Below are 22,725 nucleotides of genomic sequence, written 5' to 3' on the forward strand. Positions count from 1 at the left end.
GTCATTGGTGAAAAATTTGTTAATTAATGATGAGTTTCTTAGTGGAACTAAACCTTTTCGATTCTATCGTGACAATGTAGAACCCTGGATTGAGCCTTGAATCAATCACTATCTGATTACCGCCCCGAACTTTCTTTTGATAAACCATTCTACCCTGGTTGTCAAAAATTCTTACCACCGTATTTTCTGAAATTTTCGGAAGAAGAATGGTAAACTTTCCTGCTGTTGAAGGGTTCGGATACAAGCTAACAGCATCCTCATTCATACCGGCGTCCGATGCTATTTTGGCAAATGATGCGGTGCCTGCGCCGGGAACAAACGTAGAAAGATAATTACCACTGATGACTTGTTGGGAAATGCCCGGGCCTTGCCAGCTTACCGCTACATTATCTCCACCGCTGCCTTCCTTGTGAAGTACTTCTATGTAATATTTCTGACCAGCAGTCAGGTTGATGGCAGAAGACTGCTGTGTGCCGTATTTATTCCATTGCCTGGAATCGGTCCAGTCATTCACATAGGCTATTCTTGAGCTGCTGGCGGGGTTGTCGCTGGAGCTCAGGTACAAGTCTGTGTTGTCATCTCCTGCAATCCAGAATGTGTAGCTTCCGGTGGCAGGGGGATGTATATATCCGCGTATCCTGGCGCCATAATTATCCGCCTGGTTTGTTGGGCCTTCCAGGCTGGTGAGCTGGTCTCTGCTGGTAGGATTGTTAGGATAATTACTATTGGAGGTGAGGCTGCTGATGGTAGTACCACTAATGCCTGTCCAGACTTCTCTCAATATAGTACCGGTTGTAAGGCTGATATTAAATGTTTGTGTGCTTTGGCATCCTCCGCTATTGGTATAGGTGGCTACATAGTTCCCTGTTTGGTTGGCCTGGACATTTGAGAGGTATACTTCACGGGTGGTCGCACTGAAATTATTGGGTCCGCTCCAGCTCCAGGACCCTCCCTGTGTAGGCTGAGGGCCAAACTGGATGCTGTTCCCGGCAGTTACAGTGGCATTGGCTGTTTGCTGCCATGTTCCGCCATTAACCTGTATATAGGGGGTGATAGCTGTAGGTGTACAGGCGGAGGGATCTCCATAAACGATACCTCTTCCTGCTGTACTCATATATACTCTTCCGAAGATATTCATATCTCCCTGTACGAATTGCCCGTTACCCGGACCTCCGTATTCATGCGTATCATCATTTACACGAACCCATGAAGCTCCCTGGTCTGTGGAGCGATAAACGCCTCTGACATTATTGATGGTTCCCCAAATGTAAATCGTAGGATAATTTGCCCCGGCTGCAGCCACCCCGAAACCAACGGCGCCGCAATTACTGACACCGCTTATAGTGGAAAATGATTGCCCTGAATTAGTTGAACGTGTGAGTCCTCCATCGTTCAAAGCTATCCAAACATGCCCTTCCCTTCCGGGCGCCAGGCGGATGATTTTGGAGCCACCACCCGCAACTGAACCTGCCTGGGAAAAAGAAGATCCTCCATTGGTGCTCACCATTACCGCTCCATTTCCGGGATTATAGGCATAAAATTTATCGGAATTGACCGGATCGCCAACCGGCCTTGCTTCATTAAAACTCAAACCACTTACCGCAGACCAGGAGGATCCATTATTAGTTGACCGGTATGTAGCAGAAGATTCCTTCGGGGAGTGCAGCACCATATTACCATTAGCTGATAATGCCACCTGTCCGTGAGAGCCATTCATACTATTTTGCGTCCAGGTTACCCCCATATCATTGGAATAATACATAGCGTTTCCTACCCGGACAATTTTGTTTGTATTTTGAGCAGCTACTGCCAATCCGCTGGTGGTCCCCATTTGCGGGTTATGAATTGGTGCATATTGGCTAACATTGGTGGTGTGTCTGAACCCATCGTAGTCGCCAATAACAGAAATTACAGGGCCATTGGGGATGCTTTCCAGGCCAAGCGGTACTGTTTCTTCCAGTCCTCTTACTGCAAACCGCCAGGTGCCGCTGGAGCTGATGTTATCATTTCTAAAAACACCATTACCTGAAGTGACCCAAACCTTTTCGGTATTGAAGGGGTCGAATTCTATTGAGCCTGCCCAATGGATGGCATGACCGCTAACCCAGGTGATACCATCCGGATCCATGCTAAATCCCCTGTCTACTACATCCACCCAGCTTGAACCACCGTTTGTACTCAGTAACATCCTGTCGCCCCAGGCGCCATTTTGGTTCATATAGGTGTTGATAGTACTAGCCACAATCCTGTTGGGATTATTGGGGTCAACGCTGATACCTCCGAATGCCCTGTTGAAACCGGAAGGTGTAATGTTTGTCCATGCACCTGTGGAAATATTGTACTTCCAGATCTGTCCGTTATCCATAGGTTCCGGTAGCGACCAATGCCCGGTCGGCCCCGCACCATTGGCATAAGTGAGATACAGGTTTCCGTTATTTGCTAAAACTGCCCGATGTGGCATATAAGTGGTGGTAGCGCCGGAAATAGCAGAAAAAGATTGTCCGCCATTATCACTTCTGTACAGGTTGGTACTCCCGCTGCGTGAAACTCCGACAATGATCCTTTGGGTAGCTCCTCCTGAAACACTGCTTCCGTCTAAAACCACAAAGCTTATCCCGTTTTCATTAGGAGTTGTGGTTACATCCAGTGAGTTCAGCCTGCTCCATGTAGCACCAGCGTCGGTACTTCTGAATAATCCATTCCAACGGGTACCGCAATATAGAATATTGCTGTTGTTGGGGTCTACTACAAGCTTTTCTCCGGTTTGCCGGCCCATACCATTGCCATGGGCCTTGAATTGTGTAGTAACGTTTGTAACGGCAAAGGTATTGCCGTAATCGGTAGACCGGAGTATGGCTGTTTTCCCGCCGTTGAAATAAGAGATACCTACCAGCATATAGACCCTGCCGGGCGATTGGGGATCTGTCGCCAGAGACTCGACACCAAGATACCCGACTTCATCGTCCGATACCCAATCTAACAATGGCACCCAACTTGAAGTGGATGCATTCCAGCGGTAAGCTCCTCCTACGTCTGTCCGGGCATAAACCAGGTTTTGCTCAGTTTTACTTGGAATTATAGCGGAAACAAATCCGCCACCACCAATAGCTACATTCTTCCAGGTATAACTGGCTGTGGATTGGGCCTTCAGTTCATAGGCATGAAACATAATAACAACGGGAAGTAAATAGAGGATGGCAAGTGATTTTTGCCTGAGCTTCGAAAATGTTCCGATGGATTTAAAAAATCCGAAATCCAAAAGAAGCTTAATCGTTTGTTTAAATGGTGTCAGTAATGTTGTTTTCATAAAGGTTAATGGTTTAAGTAAATTAAGCCCGGAAAAGGCAAAATAGAAAGGATAGTTTACAGATTAATTGAGTGCATAATGGCTACAGGAACACAGCATCCCATCGGTTTAGAACGGGGACTGCAATTTGGAATGGAAAAGAGAAATTGACCTTGTGTGGAGAAAAATTGGTAAAACGATTAGCGCTAACCTTTGTTTGGGTGTATGACGATGATGCTGACAACATGTCAATACACAGGGGCCTGCCCTGAAGGATTAGTCGCAACAGACATATTTTCATAACTGGAATCTTTCTCTTAATCGAATACTATAAAACTACAAAGATTACCCCCGGGTCAGGGTACTCAAATGTCGCAGATTAGGGTAGGAAATGATACAGATACCTGTTATACGCAGATAGCCATATTCCGTGCTGCAATAATTTCTCCGGCTTTCATAACATAGCCATGTACCATCCAACAATCTTTCCGGCTAACAAGTCAATGATGACGATTCGATAGAGTCAGTCGTTTTTTTTATAACAATGAATATATAAGCGTCAAATTGACATTTATTATACCTGTTACACACGGACCCATGGAACCCTGGTCATTAGCATAAGGAATTTCTGCCATTGGTTTTCCGGCAGATTAATATTTCATTCATTTGTAACATTTGGGCCCTGTTGTTGAATCATTTGCCTCCCTGCCTTTTGCAGTCTGGCACTAACTTTACAGCAACTAATCCACGTGTATGAAATTGCGACCGTTGCTATCAGGGATGCTGAATTTTGTATTAGCAAAAAAGTTGGTAGCTGTACCATCTTCCTGTATCACCTTCCCTAGCGCGGTAATGATCTTCACTGGTTCTTATACAGCACTGCTACTATCAACCGATGCTACACCTGGTGAAGGAAGGGGTATTCCCGTTACTTCACTCTCAGGTTTATCAGGCACCGGTAAAACCAGTTGTCATGTAAGGATTAAAAATTACGTCACATCAGCTACCTCTACCGGCTTTTATGTTGGCTTTGATAATTTCAGCGTTGTAAAAAATAGAATAATTTATAATATAGCGCAAGGCGTTAGTAATCGAATGGCCGGTTTATCTGAAATAGCGGTCAGGGCGACCGTATTAAAAATTACAATTTGGTGGAACAGCGTAAACAGCCCCTTTAAATCCCTACTGTTTTTAGGAGAGGTTCAGAGGGGGCTGTCAGACTGGGTCATTGGTCCATCACAAACAACCATTTTTAAATAATGAGCAAAACTTTTTTATTCCGCGTTGCGCTTTTGAGTGGCATGTTTTTTTTAAATAATGTTCATGCACAACAAGCAACAGCCCGGAGAAATTAAGTGCGAAGCGCTGTTAGTGGCGAAACTGTTGGGTATACTTATAAAAGCTTATAGCTCTCTTATTCTCCTCCGTATTTCTTGCTGAAAATGTTCCCGGAAAAGTTTGTCTGCCGATTTTTTGCAGTTGTTCAAAATCATATCGCTTGATGATAGGGCCCGACTCGCCATTAGAACTATTCGTGGTTTTTTTCTAAATTTGACCAAACGCGAAAGGTTGGGCAATCAGCAGTCTAATATCAATATAGCCAGTGATAAAAAGATCCCGGATGAAGATGTAAGGCAGTTTTCTATTTTTTATGATAAATATAGTGCTGCAGTATATAATACCGCTATGGTTTTTACCAAAGGGGATCAGTCGTTATGTGAAGATATCGTGCAGCTTGTTTTTATGCGTATGTGGGAAAACCGCACAAAGCCGGGAACGCTAAAAAAACCAGAACATTACCTATACATACTCGCCCGGAATATTATTTTCGACACCTTTAAAGCGCGTGCACGCCAGCTACATCACCAGCTACGGCTGGGAGAATTGCTTCACGACGGCCCTGATTCGCCTATTAAGATCCTGGCTGCCAAAGAATATACAGGGATTTTGAAACAAGCAGTGGAGTCCCTTACCCCGCAGCAGCGTATTATATTTCAGCTGGCAAAAGAATCAGGCATTTCCCATGCTGAAATCGCAGAAAGAATGGAGATCAGTATCCAGACTGTACGAACCCATCTGAAATTAGCTACCCGGGCAGTTCGTCACTATGTAACGGCTCATATAGAAGACCCCGAAATTTTAATGATTTTGTTGGTGCTGTTGATGCAATAATAGTCAACACAGATTTTTTTTCAATTTAACTACCCTCTTTTAGCGTGGTGGTCGTCTTTATATTGTATCGCGTTAAAAACTGTTTATGGACGAGATTTATTTCCAATCCTTACTGGAGAAATACCGTAAGAACGAAATTTCCGCCGGCGAGTTGTCAGCATTTACAGAAGCCATAGGTACAGGCGCTTACGATGAAACCGTGAAAGCGTCTATCCAGGGCTCGCTTGAATCAACAGCACAGCTGTGGGATGAAACGCGGCAACAGGTTGTTTTGAAAGAAATACTCCGGCAGATTGAGGCAGAAACGCCAGTGAAAAGGTTTATGCCGGAACGGCGGAAATGGTTGTCTGTTGCGGCTGCCGTACTTACCATGCTGGCTATCGGCTGGTATACCGTTAACAGGTTAAAAACAAAGCCGGTCCATGAAGACCAGATCGCTGTTCAGGACATTACCCCTGGTCGCCCCGGCGCCGTGCTTATACTGGCAAATGGGAATCGGGTAGTGCTGGATACCGCAGGTAACGGAACAGTCGCCTCCCAGGCAGGTGTTGACATCGTGCTGAACAAGGACGCGCTGGCCTATGCACATGCCACGTCAGGAGATGTGGCTGCAGAAGCGCTGAATACTGTTCTTACTCCACGGGGAAGACAGTTCTCCATTGTTTTACCCGATGGTTCAAAGGTTTGGATGAATGCGGAGTCTTCACTCCGTTTTCCTGTTCGCTTTTCGGGAAAAGAACGCCAGGTGCAGCTAACAGGAGAGGCTTATTTTGAGGTTGCAGAGAATCCATCCAAACCTTTCAGGGTATTGGTTAATGATAGAACCCAGGTGTTGGTGTTAGGTACTTCTTTTAATATAAACGCTTACGTTGACCAGCCAGGAGTGAAAGCAACCTTGGTAACAGGTAAGGTAAATATCCGTAGCGGGAAAGCCGAAGCTCTCCTGCTACCAGGGCAGGAAGCCAGTATAGCCGGCGATATTACGGTGGCTGATCATGCAGATATCAATAAAGCGATTGCCTGGAAAAACGGTGCTTTTGATTTCAATAATGTAACTATAGAAGAATTGGCTACACAGCTGGAGCGCTGGTACGATATAGAGGTGACCTATGATCATCATATTTCACAGGTACCGTTTGGCGGGAAAGTAAGCCGGAAGGTCAGCCTGAAAACATTGGTCCGGTTAATGGATGGTACAGGGCTTAATTTCCGCCTCACAGAAGGCCGCAAGCTGATAATAACAGAAAGAAAATAAATTTCAGATAAAAGAATATATGTAAGAAGGACAAGGCCAACCAAGAGAAAAACCGGAAGTGATTGGAGCCACTTCCGGTGTAAAGTTTAGTTATTAAAGAGCGTGCCGCTCAATTTATCAACCAAACACGTGCAAATTATGCAAAAAACTGCTTATCAGCTAAGCATTTTCGGCGCATGCCATATCGCTGCGGTCCGGGAAAAAAAGATTGTCAACCAAACATTGCTGGTAATGAAACTAACCATTCTCCTTTTAACAGGAGCTTTTCTACAGGTGTCTGCATCCGGGCTGGCGCAATCGGTTACTTTTTCTGCAAAAAAAGTATCCTTGATCAAAGCATTCGATGCGCTGGAACGACAAACAGGTTATTATACTTTTTTTAAGAGCCGTGATGTTCAGCAGCTGACGGAAACCAGCAATATCACCATTGCTGCGAAGAATATGCCACTTAAGCAATTCCTGGACGAGCTGCTTAAAGAAACGCCATTCACCTATGAGCTGGGTGATAATACCATCGCATTGCAGATGAAAGGTCCGGTACCGGTTGAGGCAAAGAAGGAGGTAACAGTCCCCGCCGCTTCTCTTTCCGGGCAGGTAACTGATATTGATGGAAACCCGCTTCCGGGAGCCACAGTAATGGTATGGAAAACAGCGATTGCTACTTCCACCGACGGGCAAGGGCGTTTTCTGCTGAATAGTATACCGGACAATGCCAGCATTGTCATATCATCTATCGGTTATATGCCAATGGGGCTTCGACTGTCGGCCAATAATACTGTTATGCCTGATCCGGTACGTTTTACTACAGGCAACGGGCAGCCAGATCAAACCGAAGGCAATGCCCAAAGCAATTTTCGCATGCTGTCTTCCGGTATGGTAAATGTCCGTTTAGCCCGGCTGATCAAAGGCATTGAGGGGGTAGTGGTAACAGGACTTTTCCAACGTTCGGGTAATAATTTTACCGGCGCATCGAAAACAATTTCCGGTGCAGAACTGAAAAAGGTAAGTGCCAATAATGTATTCGCAGCTGTATCTGCACTTGATCCTTCCCTCAGGATTGTGCCCAATAATGTAGCCGGTGGCAATATTAACCAGCTTCCTGAAATCCAGATGCGCGGGCAGAACTCATTTCCCAATCTCACCGGTCAGCTTTCTGCCAATCCTAATGCCCCTTTATTTATCCTTGATGGATTTGAAGTAACGCTTCAACGTATCGTGGACCTGGACATGAACCTGATCAATAGTATCACCTTGCTGAAAGACGCGTCTGCTACCGCCATTTACGGTTCCCGCGGAGCAAACGGCGTAATGGTGGTTACTACGGTTACACCAAAGCCAGGCAGGATACAGGTAACATTCAACAATGATTTCCGGTTTACGACTCCTGACCTGTCTGTATATCATCTTTTAGACGCTGCGGAAAAACTCGATTTTGAACTGCGGGCAGGAGTTTATACTTCCTCCAGTGCGCAGGCTCAGCACAAGCTGAATGTACTGCGCAATGAAAGGTATAAAGCCATGAAAAGCGGCGTGAATACTGATTGGCTCAGGATCCCGGTTCAGGATGGCATCAGTAACCGCAGCTCATTGTATCTGCAGGGGGGAGACCAATCGATCCGCTATGGGTTACAGTTTTCCGCCGATTTGCAATCAGGCGTGATGAAAGGACAAGACCGGAAAAATTATTCCGGGCAGTTTGATCTTAACTACGTAGTCAATAAACTACAGTTTAAAAACTCTGTCCGCATCTTCCAGAATAAGTCAAATGAATCTCCTTACGGCAACTTCAGTGAATATGTAACAATGAATCCGTATTGGGCGCCTTACGATGAGAAAGGAAAACCCAAGCAAATGCTGGAGAATCTGTGGATAAATAACACCTACTACAGGCAAACAAATCCCGCGTATGATGCAGGTCTTCATTCTGTGAATAGCAACCAGTACTTTGGTATTTCCAATAACTTCCAGATGCGTTATACGCCGGTACCATTCCTGTATATGGAAACAAGCCTGAGTATTAATAAACAGAATGCCTCGGGAGATCAGTTTTATTCCGCCCAGGATTCCCGTTTTGCAGAGATAACGGACCTCAGCAGAAAGGGAAGTTATACCGTAAGAAATGAAAATAGTTTTAACTATGAGAGCCTGACAACCGCTAACCTCAATATCTCACGGGGACCTCACCAGTTATTTTCAATGCTTGGGTTTAATGTTTCCAGCAGTAATAGCAACTATTACTCTGTTGTGACGGAGGGTTTTCCTTTTGATAAGCTGGATAACCTGTTGTTTGCGGCACAATATGAAACAAACGGGCGACCAACCGGTGATGAGAGCACCATCAGGAGAGTGGGTGTGGTATACAGTGGAAGTTATAGTTATGACAACCGTTTCCTGGCCGATGTTTCCGCCCGCCGGGACGGATCATCACAATATGGAACTGAAAAGAAATTTGGAACATTCTGGTCGGCAGGTATTGGCTGGAATATCCATAATGAAGCATTTTTCAATAAAAGCAGCCTGGTGAACAGGCTTAAACTGAGAGCCAGTTACGGTTCTACGGGTTCACTCAATATTCCGGCTTACAGCGCCCAATCCCGGTATAACTTTGGTGTAAATACCAGCTATTTCGGAGAACTGGGAGCAGTCCTCATCGGGCTGGGCAACGAGTTCCTGAGCTGGCAGAATGTGTATAAGGCGAATGTTGGTATGGATGCCGTATTATTAAGAGAGAAACTGGATCTCCGGCTGGACTTGTATCGTGAGAATACCAAAAATTCGCTGACACAGATCACCCTTGCTCCATCCACAGGCTTTAGCAGTTTTGCGGAGAACTTAGGCCAGATACAGAATACAGGGCTCGAATTCTCTGTACGCTATAAAATCCTGGAGAAGCCTGCTAAGGGTCTCTTATGGTCAGTGAACGTAAATGGATTCACCAATAAAAATATTCTGAAAGAGTTATCCAATAAATTGAAGGCTTCCAATAACAAACTCAATGTGGCTAATAGTGATCAGGTCACTCCCAATATACAGTTTGAAGAAGGAGAATCTATTAACACCATTTATGCGGTTCGTTCGCTAGGTGTAGACCCTGCAACCGGTTCGGAAGTCTATCTTACAAAAGACGGAAAAAGAACTTTCACCTGGGATGCAGCAGATAAAGTACCGGTGGGCATTAATCAGCCTAAATGGAATGGTAATTTCGGTACCAACTTTATGCTGAAGGGCTTTGAGGTCAACCTCATCTTCAATTACCAATGTGGTGGCCAGCTCTATAATCAGACACTGATAGACCGTGTTGAATCAGTGGATCCCGCGTTTAACGTAGACCGGAGGGCATATGATCTCGGCTGGTCCGGCCCGGGAGATGTAAGCCCATATACACGTATCGGTGTTTCCACCCAACCTACCCGCCTGACCTCACGTTTTGTTCAAAACGATAACAACCTGACACTTAGTTCGGCATCCTTCGGATATAACTTTTACAGGAGTCCGTTTATAAAAAAACTTGGCATGCGGAGCTTACAGGTAACAGCCATCACCAATGACTTTTTCCGTGCAAGCAGTATTCAGATAGAACGTGGTACCAGCAATCCATTTGCCCGTACTTATTCCTTTTCACTCAGAGCCGGCTTTTAAAATTATGAATATGAAAAAGAGTTTGACTATAATAATATGCCTGGTCGCATCTCTGGTGTTCAGCAGCTGTAAAAAATTCCTGGACGTAAAGCCTAAATCCGTTATTTCGGAAGATCAGCTGTTCGCTTCTGAAATTGGTTTCCAACAGGCGCTTACCGGTGTATATTCCCAGCTGGCCAGCAGGGCATTATATGGTGATAACCTGTCAATGGGGTTTGTGTCAGCACTGGCGCAAAACTACGCAGTGTCCGGAGCCGGCGCGCCATTTGTTCAAACACGGGCATTGAACTTTGCATCTGCAGAAGTAATTGGATATACCAATAATATCTGGGATACGGCATATGCTGCCATCGCCGGTGTAAACAAGATCATTGTCAGCACTGAAAAAAGAAAAGATGTTCTCTCTGCCACCAGCTATGCGCTTATACGGGGAGAGGCGCTTGCGCTCAGGGCATTCCTTCACTTTGAAGTATTGCGAATGTTTGGTCCTGAGTATACCACAGGCGCAGCGATGAAGGCTATCCCCTATAAAACCACCGTTGACCAATACGCAAAAATACCTTCTGTTACGTCGGAAGTAGTGACATTGGCGCTCGCAGATCTTAGCGAGGCGGAAGATCTGATGAAAGATGCTGATCCTGTTTTAACGGGTTCACAGAACAGGCGCATCAGGATGAATTATTTTGCTGTAAAGGCCCTGGAGGCAAGGATCCGCATTTACGCAGGAGACAAACAGGGCGCTTTCCAGGCAGCTGCTGTGGTAGTGAACTCCGGTAAATTCCCGTTTGTAACCCCTTATGCCGCTTCATCCGCCGCAGGTTACCGGGATCGTCTTTATATTGATGAAGAGATATTTTGTATCCGTGTGCGTGATATAAAGAACTGGGCGGAACGGCAATATTTCCGCTTTAACGGAAGCGCCAACCAGAAGCTGACAAGAAGTGCCAGCAACTTTAGCACACTTTATGAAACTGCAGCAGGCGGCGCCACTGATTTCAGATTTCTTTACCGTATTGAACAGGACGGAGGCGTCCCCTTTCCTTCTAAATTCTGGCAGACATATCAGTTTAATACACTGGATTCAAACAGGCTGGATCAGCATGTACCAGCCATCCGTTTATCTGAAATGTACTATATCATGGCGGAAGCGGCTGTAACACCGGAAGAAGGCGCCGGTTATCTGAATATAGTGCGGAAAAACAGGGCGCTGCCTGAGCTCCAGGCAGGTACCATTACCCAGCAAATACTGGAGAAAGAAATCACTAAAGAGTATCAGAAGGAGTTTTACGCGGAAGGGCAGTTATTCTTTTACTATAAACGAAAAAAGATAACCAAAATGCTGTTTATGACCGCTGAGATTCCGCTTAGTAAGTATGTGCTTCCTATACCTGAGTCTGAACTGGAATTTAATCCTAACTACAACTGATAAATCCTGTTTTATGAAGTACCTGTTATTTCTCAACATATTGTTTCTGATGGCAGCCTGTAAAAAGGAGAATATATCAACCTATAAAGGTCCCGACGGGATTACATTTTATGTAGATGAGTATGAAGCAGACAGCCTCAATTATTCCTTTGCGTATTCCCCGGTTCCCAAAAACAGGGATACCGTTTTTCTTAAAATGCGTGTGGTAGGCGCGGCAGCCGACTATCCCCGGGTTATTTCAGTAACAGCAGGCGCGGGGTCAACAGCCAGGCAGGGTAAAGACTACGAGCTACCGGAAATTACGTTGCCAGCCGGCGCTTTAACTGTGCTGTATCCTGTGGTACTGCTGAATTCACCGGAGATGACTACCACCACTTTCCGGCTTGTTGCCCAGGTTGCCCCGGGTAAAGATTTTCAGGTAGGCGCCACAGGGCGTGAGACCGGAGGAACAACCAGCCTCGAAAAAATTATCATTGACGTAAGTAACAAGATCATTAAACCTTCTTATTGGGACGAGGTAGAGAGTGCATTCGGAGCATTCAGTGAGCGTAAGTTCAGGTTTATGGTGCAAGTTACCGGTCTTTCTGATTTTTCTTCCGATGCAATCGGCGTGGATGGTTATTACAATTTGCCGGTTAAATTACGAAATGCCCTTGCCGAATATGAAGCCGTCAATGGGCCATTGATAGATGAATCCGGCAACGTGGTCACCTTTTAGTTCAACTCAAAATTAAGTTCATGCGTAAATATATATTCAGAGCATTCCTCCCAATATTGGCGCTGGCCTGGGCTTCCTGTCAAAAGGATAATCAGCGGTTTGTTTATGATAAACTAAACACAGTTTCCATCAAAACAGCTGATTCGTCATTTGTGATAACACAACTGGATACACTTAGTATTCAAACACAACTGACAGAGTCTATACCTTCAGGGGATAGTTATACTTATGAGTGGAAGGCCTATATGGTAGGAGAAAATGCCGTGATATTATCTGATAAGAAAGACCTGAAAGTGGCAGTTAACCTGTCACCAGGCTCATATGACCTGATATATACCGTAACAAGTGTGAAGACGGGTATATCTTCTTTTATGTTGTATCCGCTTACTGTAAACGGAGCATTTTATGAGGGGTGGCTGGTGGCTGCAAACCAGGATGGGAAGGCCCGGTTGTCTTTTATCCGGGCAAACGATTCCGTGTTTTTTTCTCCGGCGGAAGATGTGAACAAGACTACTTACCCTGGAAAGGCCCTGGGGGTCAATGCCGGTATTACCAGTAGTTATGCAAATCTTGCGCTGGTGATGTTTTATACTGACCAGGGTGTTTACAGGTTCAATGCCGACAATTTTATTCAGAATGGTACTACAGCAGATATTTTTCCGGAGCCGAAGCAATTTTCTGCTTCATGCGCGTATGCCATGAGTAAAATACCTTACGATCAGTATATTGTCGCTGACGGAGGACTGTATGCAGGCATCGGACCTTTGTTTTATCCCCAGGATGTGTTGAAGCCTTATTCTGAAAGATTAACAGGTGATTATACCCTTTTCCCGGTGGTGATAAACTCCGCCACTGCTGTCACCTTATTTTATGATAATAAGTACAGGCGATTTATGTCTGTTCCGCTGGGCGACAGAATGTTGAGTCCTGTATCTGCGAGTCCGGGCGCTGTTTTCAATATGGCTGATGTTGGAAAGAAGATGATTGGCTGGGACTATGGAACGCAGTCTGTAATTTCATCTGATGAAATCTACTTTGTTATGCAGGATGATGCCGGTATCCGCTACCTGTACTCGCTTAAAGGGGCAATCCCGGAATTAAGCCAGCAGATCGGCAATAGTCCGGACATAGAGAAAGCCTCCGCTTTTGCTGCTTCCGGGGTTGTAAAGCATCTTTATTATGCTGCAGGTAATAAAATTTATCTCTATGATATACTGGCGAATTCTTCGAAAATGGTATACACGTTTCCCGATGGCGTAAAAATAAAAGACCTGAAAATGTTGTCCATCACCAGTAAAAGAATTGTGGTGGCTACTAACACAGGAACTGCGGGGGAAGTATATTATTTCGACCTGGATAATCTGGGAGATATTATCAATCACACCTATGTTAAGAAATTCACCGGGTTTGGTGAGATTATAAATCTCAGCTACAGATCAGCCAACTGAGATAGGCAATAATTTTTTTCACTTTCTATTATTAACTAAAAGTATGAATAGCAATAGACTATTTTTTTTCCTTGGTTTTATATTATTTTCCCTGACCGCGTCCGGACAGCAGGTAAAAAATGCAAAATATACCTTAACCGGTAATATTGAAGGCCTGGTGAGTAAGGCCGGATATGCTAAAGGGAAGAACTTTACAGCAGGGTATGTTTACCTTTCAGGAATAGTGCGTAACGGTGCCTACACAACGGATTCCGCCAAACTAACTGATGGCCGTTTTATATTCACGGGAAATGTTGATGAACCTTCCATGGCCTATATTTTCTGTAAGCCCGGAGAACGTAATTTCCCTGTTGTCCTAACGATGTTTCTTGAAAATTCAAATATCTCTGTTACCGGCAAATACAGCCCGGATGAAAATTCAGTAAAGGATCCGCAAATAAAAGGATCTGCAGTACAGGATGAATATGCCGGGTTATTTGAAAATGCGAACAACATTTCAGGAAGAACAGAAATAAGGAGGCAGTATGAAGTAGCCATGAAAAAAAATGATACCGCGAAACTTGCCGCCCTCGAAAAGGAAGGAACAGCAGCGATGGTAAAGTATACTGATTATATGGAAGAATACACAAGTACGCATCCTGCCAGTTTTGTTAATCTGTACCTTTTAAGTGACTACATACCCCGTGAAGAAGGCGGGCTGACGGAACTGGAGAATAAATTGAAGAAGTTCGATAAACAACTTCAATCATCTTTCCTGGCAAAAAATATTATCAGCGCAATAGCTGATCAAAGAAAGCGGTTACAAATTGGACCCGGTATACAGGCAATTGATTTTAGTCAACCTGGTGTTGATGGCAAGGTCATTAAACTGTCCGATTATGCCGGCAAATATGTGCTGTTGGATTTCTGGGCGTCCTGGTGTGGCCCTTGCCGTGCTGAAAATCCCAATGTGCTCAAAGCCTACAACACTTTTAATAAAAAAGGCCTTGAAATATTATCCGTATCATTGGATGAAGACCGGGCAGCATGGTTGAAGGCGGTGAAGGCAGACAAGCTACCCTGGTTACAGGTTTCCGATTTGAAGGGCTGGAAAAATGAAGCCGGTAGCAAATATATGATCCAGTCAATTCCGGAAAATTTCTTGATTGACCCCAGTGGAAAAATTATAGCCAAGGGTTTACGTGGAGAGCAATTGTATAAAGAGTTGGAAAATATTTTTAACTAAATATGATGTCCCAAAGCCCTGTTAAGGGCAAAATTGAATAACATCAGGTACCCGGTTAGAACTGCCGGGCCGGAAAGTTTGGTCAAATATTACCTGTGAGAAAAGTTCTTTCTCACAGGTAATTATGCGTATATCAAAAGACGGGCTTAATAACACTTTATTCAAAGCAACGTATTTCAAAATAGCAGCCGGTGTGCTGTTTAACGCAGATATATTTAATATTTACTCATTTGCCATTAAATTCACTATTGATTCTTGATGATAATATGGTGTCTTGTCGTTCTTCCCTGAACGTTATTATTTTTTTGCAGAACCGGTGATAGAGAATGCAATCGTTTATATCGGAGGAGATACCATTACATATGGACAATTAGCTGATATCGCTGAATCATTATCAGGACAAAAGTTTAAGCGCACACTCTCTAACATAACGGAGATACAGGATGATCTTAAAAACGATCCCACCAATTTTGTTAAAAAGTATCGTTCAATATTCGGAGCAGGACGAGGTGTTTCCTGGGAGCTTGAGAAGACTTTTAATTTTCAACATGGAATTGAAACAACTTCTGCAGCGCAATGGGCAAAAGATAATTTTGATTGGGAATCGCTTAATAAATAGCCATCATTTTGTTGGATACCAGGTTGGAGCTCTTCATGACTTTTAGAGTAGTTTCAAGTGCCAGGCAATGGTTTTTCCTAAAACAAAAACAGGACAAAGGAGCGTAAATCTCATTTGTCCTGTCAAGTCAGGATGTTTGATGCGCGATGGTATGCGTATTATTGAACAATCAGCTTCTTCGTGACACTGCCTGTTTTCAAATCGATCATAACAATATAGAACCCTGTTTTAAGTCCCGAATCAATCACTATCTGATTACCGCCCCGAACTTTCTTTTGATAAACCATTCTACCCTGGTTATCAAAAATTCTTACCACCGTATTTTCTGAAATTTTCGGAAGAAGAATGGTAAACTTTCCTGCTGTTGAAGGGTTCGGATACAAGCTAACAGCATCCTCACTCATACCGGCGTCCGATGCTATTTTGGCAAATGATGCGGTGCCTGCGCCGGGAACAAACGTAGAAAGATAATTACCACTGATGACTTGTTGGGAAATGCCCGGGCCTTGCCAGCTTACCGCTACATTATCACCACCGCTGCCTTCCTTGTGAAGTACTTCTATGTAATATTTCTGACCCGCAGTCAGGTTGATGGCAGAAGACTGCTGTGTGCCGTATTTATTCCATTGCCTGGAGTCGGTCCAGTCATTCACATAGGCTATTCTGGAGCTGCTGGCGGGGTTGTCGCTGGAGCTCAGGTATAACTCTGTGTTGTCATCTCCTGCAATCCAGAATGTGTAGCTTCCGGTGGCAGGGGGATGTATATATCCGCGTATCCTGGCGCCATAATTATCCGCCTGGTTTGTTGGGCCTTCCAGGCTGGTGAGCTGGTCTCTGCTGGTAGGATTGTTAGGATAGTTACTGTTGGAGGTGAGGCTGCTGATGGTAGTACCACTAATGCCTGTCCAGACTTCTCTCAATATAGTACCGGTTGTAAGGCTGATATTAAATGTTTGTGTGCTTTGGCATCCTCCGCTATTGGTATAGGTGGCTACATAGTTCCCTGTTTGGTTGGCCTGGACATTTGAGAGGTATATTTCACGGGTGGTCGCACTGAAATTATTGGGTCCGCTCCAGCTCCAGGACCCTCCCTGTGTAGGCTGAGGGCCAAACTGTATGCTGTTCCCGGCAGTTACAGTGGCATTGGCTGTTTGCTGCCATGTTCCGCCATTAACCTGTATATAGGGGGTGATAGCTGTAGGTGTACAGGCAGCAGGTTCCCAGTAAATGATACCTCTTCCTCCGCCGGCACTCATATATACTCTTCCTGCAACATTCATGTCTCCAATCAGCAGCGGAGCACCTGCAAACTGATGAGCATTATCATTCAACCTGGTCCAGGTAACTCCCTGATCGGTTGATCTGAAAAGACCGGTGACGCCGGATACGGTTCCCCAAATGAACACCGTAGGATAGTTAGATCCGGACACGGCTTTTCCTATGCCAATCGTTTTACAATAACTTACATTGGCAATAGTCGTATAGGCAGCTCCATAGTTAGTTGAATATTTTAACCCATTGCTGCCCAGGGGTACCCATACATGCCCTTCAAAGCCCGGCGCTGTCCGGATCTGGGCTGGTTCCCACGGATAGTTCGCAGTTGACGCACCCGGCGTGCCTGCTACAGAAAAACTGACGCCTTTATTGGAGCTTCTTAGCAGCTGCCCATTGGAGGGAGAATAGATATAAAAATAGTTCGAGTTTACCTGATCGGCTACCGGCGCAGCATCTCCGAGAGATACACCGGAGCAGGCAGACCAGCTGCCGCCGTTGTTCGTGGTATAGTAAGTCGTGGTAGAACCTCCTGGGCAATGCAGTATGGTACCTCCGTCTGCGCTGACAGCAACTTTTCCCTGCGCACCCTTATTGGTTGCAGCTCCCGTCCATGTAGCGCCTTTGTCGTTCGAATAGTAAACAACGTTTCCTCCGTTGGAAGCTCTTACTACTTTGTTGGTGTTACCTGCTGCATAGGCAATGCTCTGGTTGTTTCCGTCTGAAGGAGAAAGCTTTTTTGAGGGATAAGAAGTCAGCGGTTCATGTACAAAGCCTGTTACATCTCCAAAGGAGGAAATAAATGGTCCTCCGGGAATGCTGATGCCGTCAAGGAACGCCGTTTCTTCAAGGCCGATTACATCATATTTCCAGGAAGGATTTGTGGCGGTAATGTCGGAGCAGGTATATACACCACCTCCGCCAATGACCCGTACTTTCGACAGATTAGACTGATCAAACTCGATACAGTCCATCCAGTTAACGGCGCCACCGTTAGTCCATGGAATGCCATTGCTATCATACGTAGCGTTCGTGCCGTTCTTAAGTGCCCAGGTGGATCCACCATCAGTAGAGAGAAAAACAAAGTCTCCCCAGCCGGTACCGAACTGGTTGTTCCAATACAAGCCGCAGGAAGAAACGATGACCCGGTTAACATTAGTAGGATCTATACTTACTCCTCCATAGGCATAATCTTTCGAAGAAACGGGGGTAACGTTGGTCCACACGCCGGTAGCGGTGTTGAGCTTATATACCTTCCCATTTCCTCCGCTGGACTGCGGACCGGCATCATCAGAATAGGTAACATACATCGTAGTTCCCTGGAGTGCCGCCCGGTGCGGCATAAAGTTCGTGGTTGCGGAGATGTCGGTAAAGGTGGCGCCGCCATTGGTGCTCTTATAGATATTCGCGCTTCCTGTGCGTGAGACGCCTATGTAGATGGTTTGGCTTGCTCCGCCTGCTACACTGCCAGAAGGATCGAAAACGACAAAGCATATTCCGTTTTCATTGGTAGTAGTAGTTACGCCGTTCCAGGCGAGATTCCAGGTTACGCCACCATCCGTACTTTTCCAAAGTCCGTTAGCCCTCGTTCCACAGAATAATATATTACTGTTTTTGGGATCTACTGCCAGTCGTTCTCCGTTGCCGCGTCCATTGCCATTCCCGTGCGCTTTAAATTTAGCCGTTACATCTGTATAAGTGAAAGTATTTCCTTTGTCTGTAGATTTTAATATCGCCGTTCTGCCACCGTTTATATAGGAAGTTCCGCAGAGCATATAAACATTATTGGCATTTTGCGGATCCAGCGCCAGGGCTTCCACACCAATAAATCCATTTTCCGATTCATTAATCCAATCGAGTAGTTGAATCCATTTATTGTTTGCCCCGTCCCAGCGGTAAGCGCCACCTACGTCCGTTCGGCAATACCTGTCGCCGGTGGTTTTGTGGGTAACGATGCCTGTTACAAATCCCCCGCCGCCAACGGGGGCATTTTTCCAGACATAACCGGTTTGGGCCTTCACCAGGTGTGGCTGAAATACAATGGCAGGAGAAAGTAAACAGAAAAGGGTCAGCGTCTTTTGCAGGACTTGTGACCGTACTTTCGCCGACATAAAATGGGCGGCAACAAACGATAGCATTAGAGGTAACTTTGTTTTCATAAAGCGTAGATGGTTTAAGTAAATCAAAACGGGAATGCAACATTAAAAGACGGGTTGTACTGAAAGCTCTGGCGACATAACATTACACACAGGCTATCCAGGAAGGGCAGCACAGCAGGAGTATTTTCATAACAGGAATCTTTCTCTTATCTCAATAGGATGAAGTTACCATGATGTGCTAAAAAAAAGGGTATTTAAATGTTACAGATTATGGGTTGAAATGTTACAACTCGTGTCTTTTGTAAGCGCTTCCAGGTAAACTGCTTATATGATACAGCCATGCCGAACTGGATTTTTACCCCTCCCGTTATTTTTAAAAACCTGTTCCTTACCAGCAAATTGCCATCAGACTTTATCCGCTCCGTTCGTTTGAAAAGAGCCGCTCAGTTGTAAGAGATGGCCTATCAGGTTGGTTTTATTAACCCGAAAGTATTCACTAAGCTCTTTAAGGAAGCGCCCAGGTTACCCCCTTTCAGAATACACATAGAATATTCAAAATGGAAATGTGGAATGAGTTACCTACAGCAAAAACGGCATTGGATCTGCCTGTTTGTAACATTTGGGCCCCTATATTGAATCATTTGGGTTCCTCCCCATTGCCAGTATAGCTATAGTTTTATGGCATCTAATCCACGTATATGAAACTGAGATTGTTGCTGCTTAGCCTGCTGACTTGGGGCTTGATGAATGATTCGTTGGCGACGCCGCCCGTTTATTTTAAATTGCCAGACGGAGTATTACTTTTTACCGATTCTGTATTTACGGGTTCTTCACATGCTGTTAAACTAGAAGTAATAGCGGATAATATTATAAGGGTGATTGCTGCTCCGGGTAAAGAAATAATGCCGGGAAACAGCCTCGTTACCGTTTATCAGAAAAAACCCGGGCTTACCTGGGAAGTCATTCCATCGAAGGAAAATCTGGTACTGAAAACAAAAAAGTTAATTGCCACCGTCAACCGCCAAACCGGCGTGGTCACTTTCACAGATCTGAACGGCAAAAAAATACTGGCAGAAAAGCAGTCTTTCGGACGGAATTTTCAACCCGTAGTTTTTGATGGCACAAGATATTATACATTAACACAATCATTTGAGGCGCCCAAAGGCGATGCCTGGTATGGACTCGGTCAGCACCAGGACGGTGTTATGAATTACAGGGGGCACCAGGTTACTTTCTTTCAGAACAATACCGAAGTAGCTATTCCCTTTCTGATTTCCAATAAAAACTATGGTATTCTGTGGGATAACTATTCCCTTACGCGGGCTGGTGACATTCGGCCGCTTCAGCCACTGTCTTCCCTGCAACTTTTTTCAAAGAAGGGGGAGCCGGGATGGCTAACCGCTTCCTATGCCAATAACTGGCATCAACCACAGGAAGTAAGTATCGAACGGCCAGAAGCAAGTATTAATATGGAGTTCCTGGGACAGTCGAAGCTCCAGCTTCCAGCAGAATTTACACCCGCCACTGGGATGGTTACCTGGGAAGGAATGCTTTCCAGCAGCCTGGTAGGTATTCACCAACTCCGTTTCGTGTATGGTGGTTCACTAAAAGTGTGGCTGAATGGAAAATTGGTATTGGATCGCTGGAGAAAAGCGTGGAATCCCGCGTCAGCAGTTATTCCCTTTGATTTTGAAAAAGGTGTTAAAGTACCTGTGAAGATGGAATGGAAACCTGAAGGTGAATCTTATCTTTCTTTGAAATGGCAGGAACCATTGAATGAGGAACAGCAAAACTCCTTTGGCTTTTGCTCAGAAGCCGGCAAACAGGTAGACTATTATTTTGTGTATGGCGATAATATGGATGAAGTGATCTCCGGCTACAGAACGCTTACCGGCAAAGCGCCTATTGTGCCCAAATGGGCATTGGGCTTCTGGCAAAGCAGGGAAAGATACAAGACGCAGCAGGATATTGTTTCCACTGTTGATGAATTCCGCAAAAGAAAAATTCCTATCGACAATATTGTGCTTGACTGGAGCTATTGGAAAGAAGCTGAATGGGGTAGCCAGGAGTTCGACGAAAGACGTTTCCCTTCTCCCGATAGTATGATTGACGTGTTGCATAAAAAATACAATACCCAGATCATGATATCGGTGTGGCCGAAATTTTACGACGGCATATCGGCCTATAAAGAGTTTGATAAAAATGGATGGCTCTATAAAAGAAATATTGCCGATCAGCAAAGAGATTGGATAGGCAAAGGATATATCTCTACGTTTTATGACGCCTTCAATAAATCTGCCCGGAAAGGTTTCTGGGATCTGATCAACAAAAAAATCTATAGTAAAGGAATTGACGCATGGTGGATGGATGCCAGTGAGCCGGACATCCTTTCTAATGTAAGCCCGGAGAAAAGAAAACTCCAGATGACGCCTACTGCTTTAGGTAGCGCAGCTGAATTTCTGAATGCGTATCCATTGCAGAATGCAAAAGGAATTTATGAAGGACAGCGTTCTACAGACCCCGATAAAAGGGTTTTCCTGCTCACACGCTCCGGCTTTGCGGGGTCACAGCGTTATGCTGCGGCTATATGGAGTGGTGATATTGGTTCCACCTGGGTTGATATGAAAGCGCAGATAACGGCAGGTGTGAATTTCTCTATGTCCGGACTCCCTTACTGGACGATGGATATTGGTGGTTTTGTGGTGCCGGGAAAATTTGAAAACCCGGATAGCGAAAGCCTGGAGGAATGGAGGGAGCTAATGACCCGTTGGTCACAGTTTGGCGCCTTTGTTCCTTTGTTCCGTTCCCATGGGCAATTCCCGTACCGCGAAATATTTAATACCGCACCGGAGGATCATCCTGCTTACAAAAGTTTTCTTTACTATGATAAACTGCGCTACCGGTTGCTCCCTTACATCTATTCACTGGCAGGATCAGCTTACCATAATGATTATACTATCATGCGTGGTCTAGCTATGGACTTTCCAAAAGATTCCGCAGTGTTAAATATCGCGGATCAATATATGTTTGGTCCTGCCATCCTTGTAAACCCGGTTTATGAATACAGACAAACCCAACGTGCCCTGTATTTGCCGGAGAGTGCCGGTTGGTATGATCTTTACACGGGAAAGTGGTATGCCGGTGGTCAAAAAATGATGGCGGCTGCTCCCTACGAACGTATACCCTTATTTGTAAAAGCCGGATCTATACTTCCCTTCGGCCCTGAATTACAATACACTACAGAAAAACAACCCGATACCATTACCTTAAATATTTATACCGGTGCAGACGCCTCTTTTAACCTTTACGAAGATGAGGGCGCCAATTACAATTATGAAAAAGGTGCATTCTCTGTCATTCCTATAAAATATAACGAAGCAACAGGAACCCTTACGATAGGAGACAGGAAAGGCTCATTTAACAGCATGTTACAGAAAAGAACGTTTCGTATCAATATGATATCACCCAATGTAACCAGGGGCCTGGATCTTGATGCCACATGCGACAAAGAAGTGATTTATGAAGGAAAACATCTAAATATTAAAAAGTAGCCAATTTTAAATTCA

12 protein-coding genes are annotated in these 22,725 nt (G+C 44.9%); 10 read left to right on the forward strand and 2 right to left on the reverse strand.

Annotation, left to right across the window (positions count from 1 at the left end; genetic code table 11):
- Nucleotides 1–19: 19 nt before the first annotated feature.
- Entirely contained in the window at nucleotides 20–3,307 is a 3,288-nt protein-coding gene (locus AC5ZC7_RS02895) for a T9SS type A sorting domain-containing protein (RefSeq protein ID WP_496159662.1), read from the reverse strand.
- 732 nt (nucleotides 3,308–4,039) lie between these two features.
- On the opposite strand from AC5ZC7_RS02895, the gene AC5ZC7_RS02900 reads away from it, so the two are divergent.
- From AC5ZC7_RS02900 to AC5ZC7_RS02940, 9 genes are all read left to right on the forward strand, one after another.
- A complete protein-coding gene (locus AC5ZC7_RS02900; protein WP_496159661.1) occupies nucleotides 4,040–4,546 on the forward strand; it encodes a hypothetical protein in 507 nt (168 codons plus the stop codon).
- A gap of 291 nt (nucleotides 4,547–4,837) precedes the next feature.
- Nucleotides 4,838–5,458: a sigma-70 family RNA polymerase sigma factor gene (locus AC5ZC7_RS02905; RefSeq protein ID WP_496159660.1), complete on the forward strand. Its 621-nt coding sequence runs from the start codon at nucleotides 4,838–4,840 to the stop codon at nucleotides 5,456–5,458.
- 85 nt (nucleotides 5,459–5,543) lie between these two features.
- Nucleotides 5,544–6,713, forward strand: a complete 1,170-nt coding sequence (locus AC5ZC7_RS02910; RefSeq protein ID WP_496159659.1) for a FecR domain-containing protein — start codon at nucleotides 5,544–5,546, stop codon at nucleotides 6,711–6,713.
- A gap of 138 nt (nucleotides 6,714–6,851) precedes the next feature.
- On the forward strand, nucleotides 6,852–10,352 hold the full coding sequence (locus tag AC5ZC7_RS02915) for a SusC/RagA family TonB-linked outer membrane protein (RefSeq protein WP_496159658.1): 3,501 nt from the start codon (nucleotides 6,852–6,854) through the stop codon (nucleotides 10,350–10,352).
- Between the two features lie 10 nt (nucleotides 10,353–10,362).
- Nucleotides 10,363–11,778 (forward strand): RagB/SusD family nutrient uptake outer membrane protein, encoded by a 1,416-nt coding sequence (locus tag AC5ZC7_RS02920; protein WP_496159657.1) that lies wholly within the window; start codon nucleotides 10,363–10,365, stop codon nucleotides 11,776–11,778.
- Between the two features lie 13 nt (nucleotides 11,779–11,791).
- Nucleotides 11,792–12,496 carry a DUF4843 domain-containing protein gene (locus AC5ZC7_RS02925; RefSeq protein WP_496159656.1) on the forward strand — a complete coding sequence of 235 codons (705 nt, stop codon included), beginning with the start codon at nucleotides 11,792–11,794 and terminating at the stop codon, nucleotides 12,494–12,496.
- A gap of 20 nt (nucleotides 12,497–12,516) precedes the next feature.
- The gene (locus AC5ZC7_RS02930; protein ID WP_496159655.1) at nucleotides 12,517–13,944 is read left to right on the forward strand and encodes a PKD-like family lipoprotein; all 1,428 of its coding nucleotides are present in this window, start codon (nucleotides 12,517–12,519) and stop codon (nucleotides 13,942–13,944) included.
- 43 nt (nucleotides 13,945–13,987) lie between these two features.
- Entirely contained in the window at nucleotides 13,988–15,169 is a 1,182-nt protein-coding gene (locus AC5ZC7_RS02935; protein WP_496159654.1) for a redoxin domain-containing protein, read from the forward strand.
- A 274-nt stretch (nucleotides 15,170–15,443) separates the two neighbouring features.
- Nucleotides 15,444–15,788 (forward strand): hypothetical protein, encoded by a 345-nt coding sequence (locus AC5ZC7_RS02940; RefSeq protein WP_496159653.1) that lies wholly within the window; start codon nucleotides 15,444–15,446, stop codon nucleotides 15,786–15,788.
- A 158-nt stretch (nucleotides 15,789–15,946) separates the two neighbouring features.
- Here the strand turns inward: AC5ZC7_RS02940 and AC5ZC7_RS02945 are convergent, their stop codons facing one another.
- The gene (locus AC5ZC7_RS02945; protein WP_496159652.1) at nucleotides 15,947–19,219 is read right to left on the reverse strand and encodes a T9SS type A sorting domain-containing protein; all 3,273 of its coding nucleotides are present in this window, start codon (nucleotides 19,217–19,219) and stop codon (nucleotides 15,947–15,949) included.
- A 638-nt stretch (nucleotides 19,220–19,857) separates the two neighbouring features.
- On the opposite strand from AC5ZC7_RS02945, the gene AC5ZC7_RS02950 reads away from it, so the two are divergent.
- Entirely contained in the window at nucleotides 19,858–22,710 is a 2,853-nt protein-coding gene (locus AC5ZC7_RS02950; protein ID WP_496159651.1) for a TIM-barrel domain-containing protein, read from the forward strand.
- Nucleotides 22,711–22,725: the final 15 nt, after the last annotated feature.

Source organism: Chitinophaga sp. 9-1-y (genome assembly GCF_059511905.2).

Excerpts from the sequence above, each read along its gene's own strand:
- AC5ZC7_RS02895 (WP_496159662.1), bottom strand. The coding sequence starts at position 3,307 with ATGAAAACAACATTACTGACACCATTTAAACAAACGATTAAGCTTCTT.
- AC5ZC7_RS02900 (WP_496159661.1), top strand. The coding sequence starts at position 4,040 with ATGAAATTGCGACCGTTGCTATCAGGGATGCTGAATTTTGTATTAGCA.
- AC5ZC7_RS02910 (WP_496159659.1), top strand. The coding sequence starts at position 5,544 with ATGGACGAGATTTATTTCCAATCCTTACTGGAGAAATACCGTAAGAAC.
- AC5ZC7_RS02915 (WP_496159658.1), top strand. The coding sequence starts at position 6,852 with ATGCAAAAAACTGCTTATCAGCTAAGCATTTTCGGCGCATGCCATATC.
- AC5ZC7_RS02920 (WP_496159657.1), top strand. The coding sequence starts at position 10,363 with ATGAAAAAGAGTTTGACTATAATAATATGCCTGGTCGCATCTCTGGTG.
- AC5ZC7_RS02925 (WP_496159656.1), top strand. The coding sequence starts at position 11,792 with ATGAAGTACCTGTTATTTCTCAACATATTGTTTCTGATGGCAGCCTGT.
- AC5ZC7_RS02930 (WP_496159655.1), top strand. The coding sequence starts at position 12,517 with ATGCGTAAATATATATTCAGAGCATTCCTCCCAATATTGGCGCTGGCC.
- AC5ZC7_RS02935 (WP_496159654.1), top strand. The coding sequence starts at position 13,988 with ATGAATAGCAATAGACTATTTTTTTTCCTTGGTTTTATATTATTTTCC.
- AC5ZC7_RS02945 (WP_496159652.1), bottom strand. The coding sequence starts at position 19,219 with ATGAAAACAAAGTTACCTCTAATGCTATCGTTTGTTGCCGCCCATTTT.
- AC5ZC7_RS02950 (WP_496159651.1), top strand. The coding sequence starts at position 19,858 with ATGAAACTGAGATTGTTGCTGCTTAGCCTGCTGACTTGGGGCTTGATG.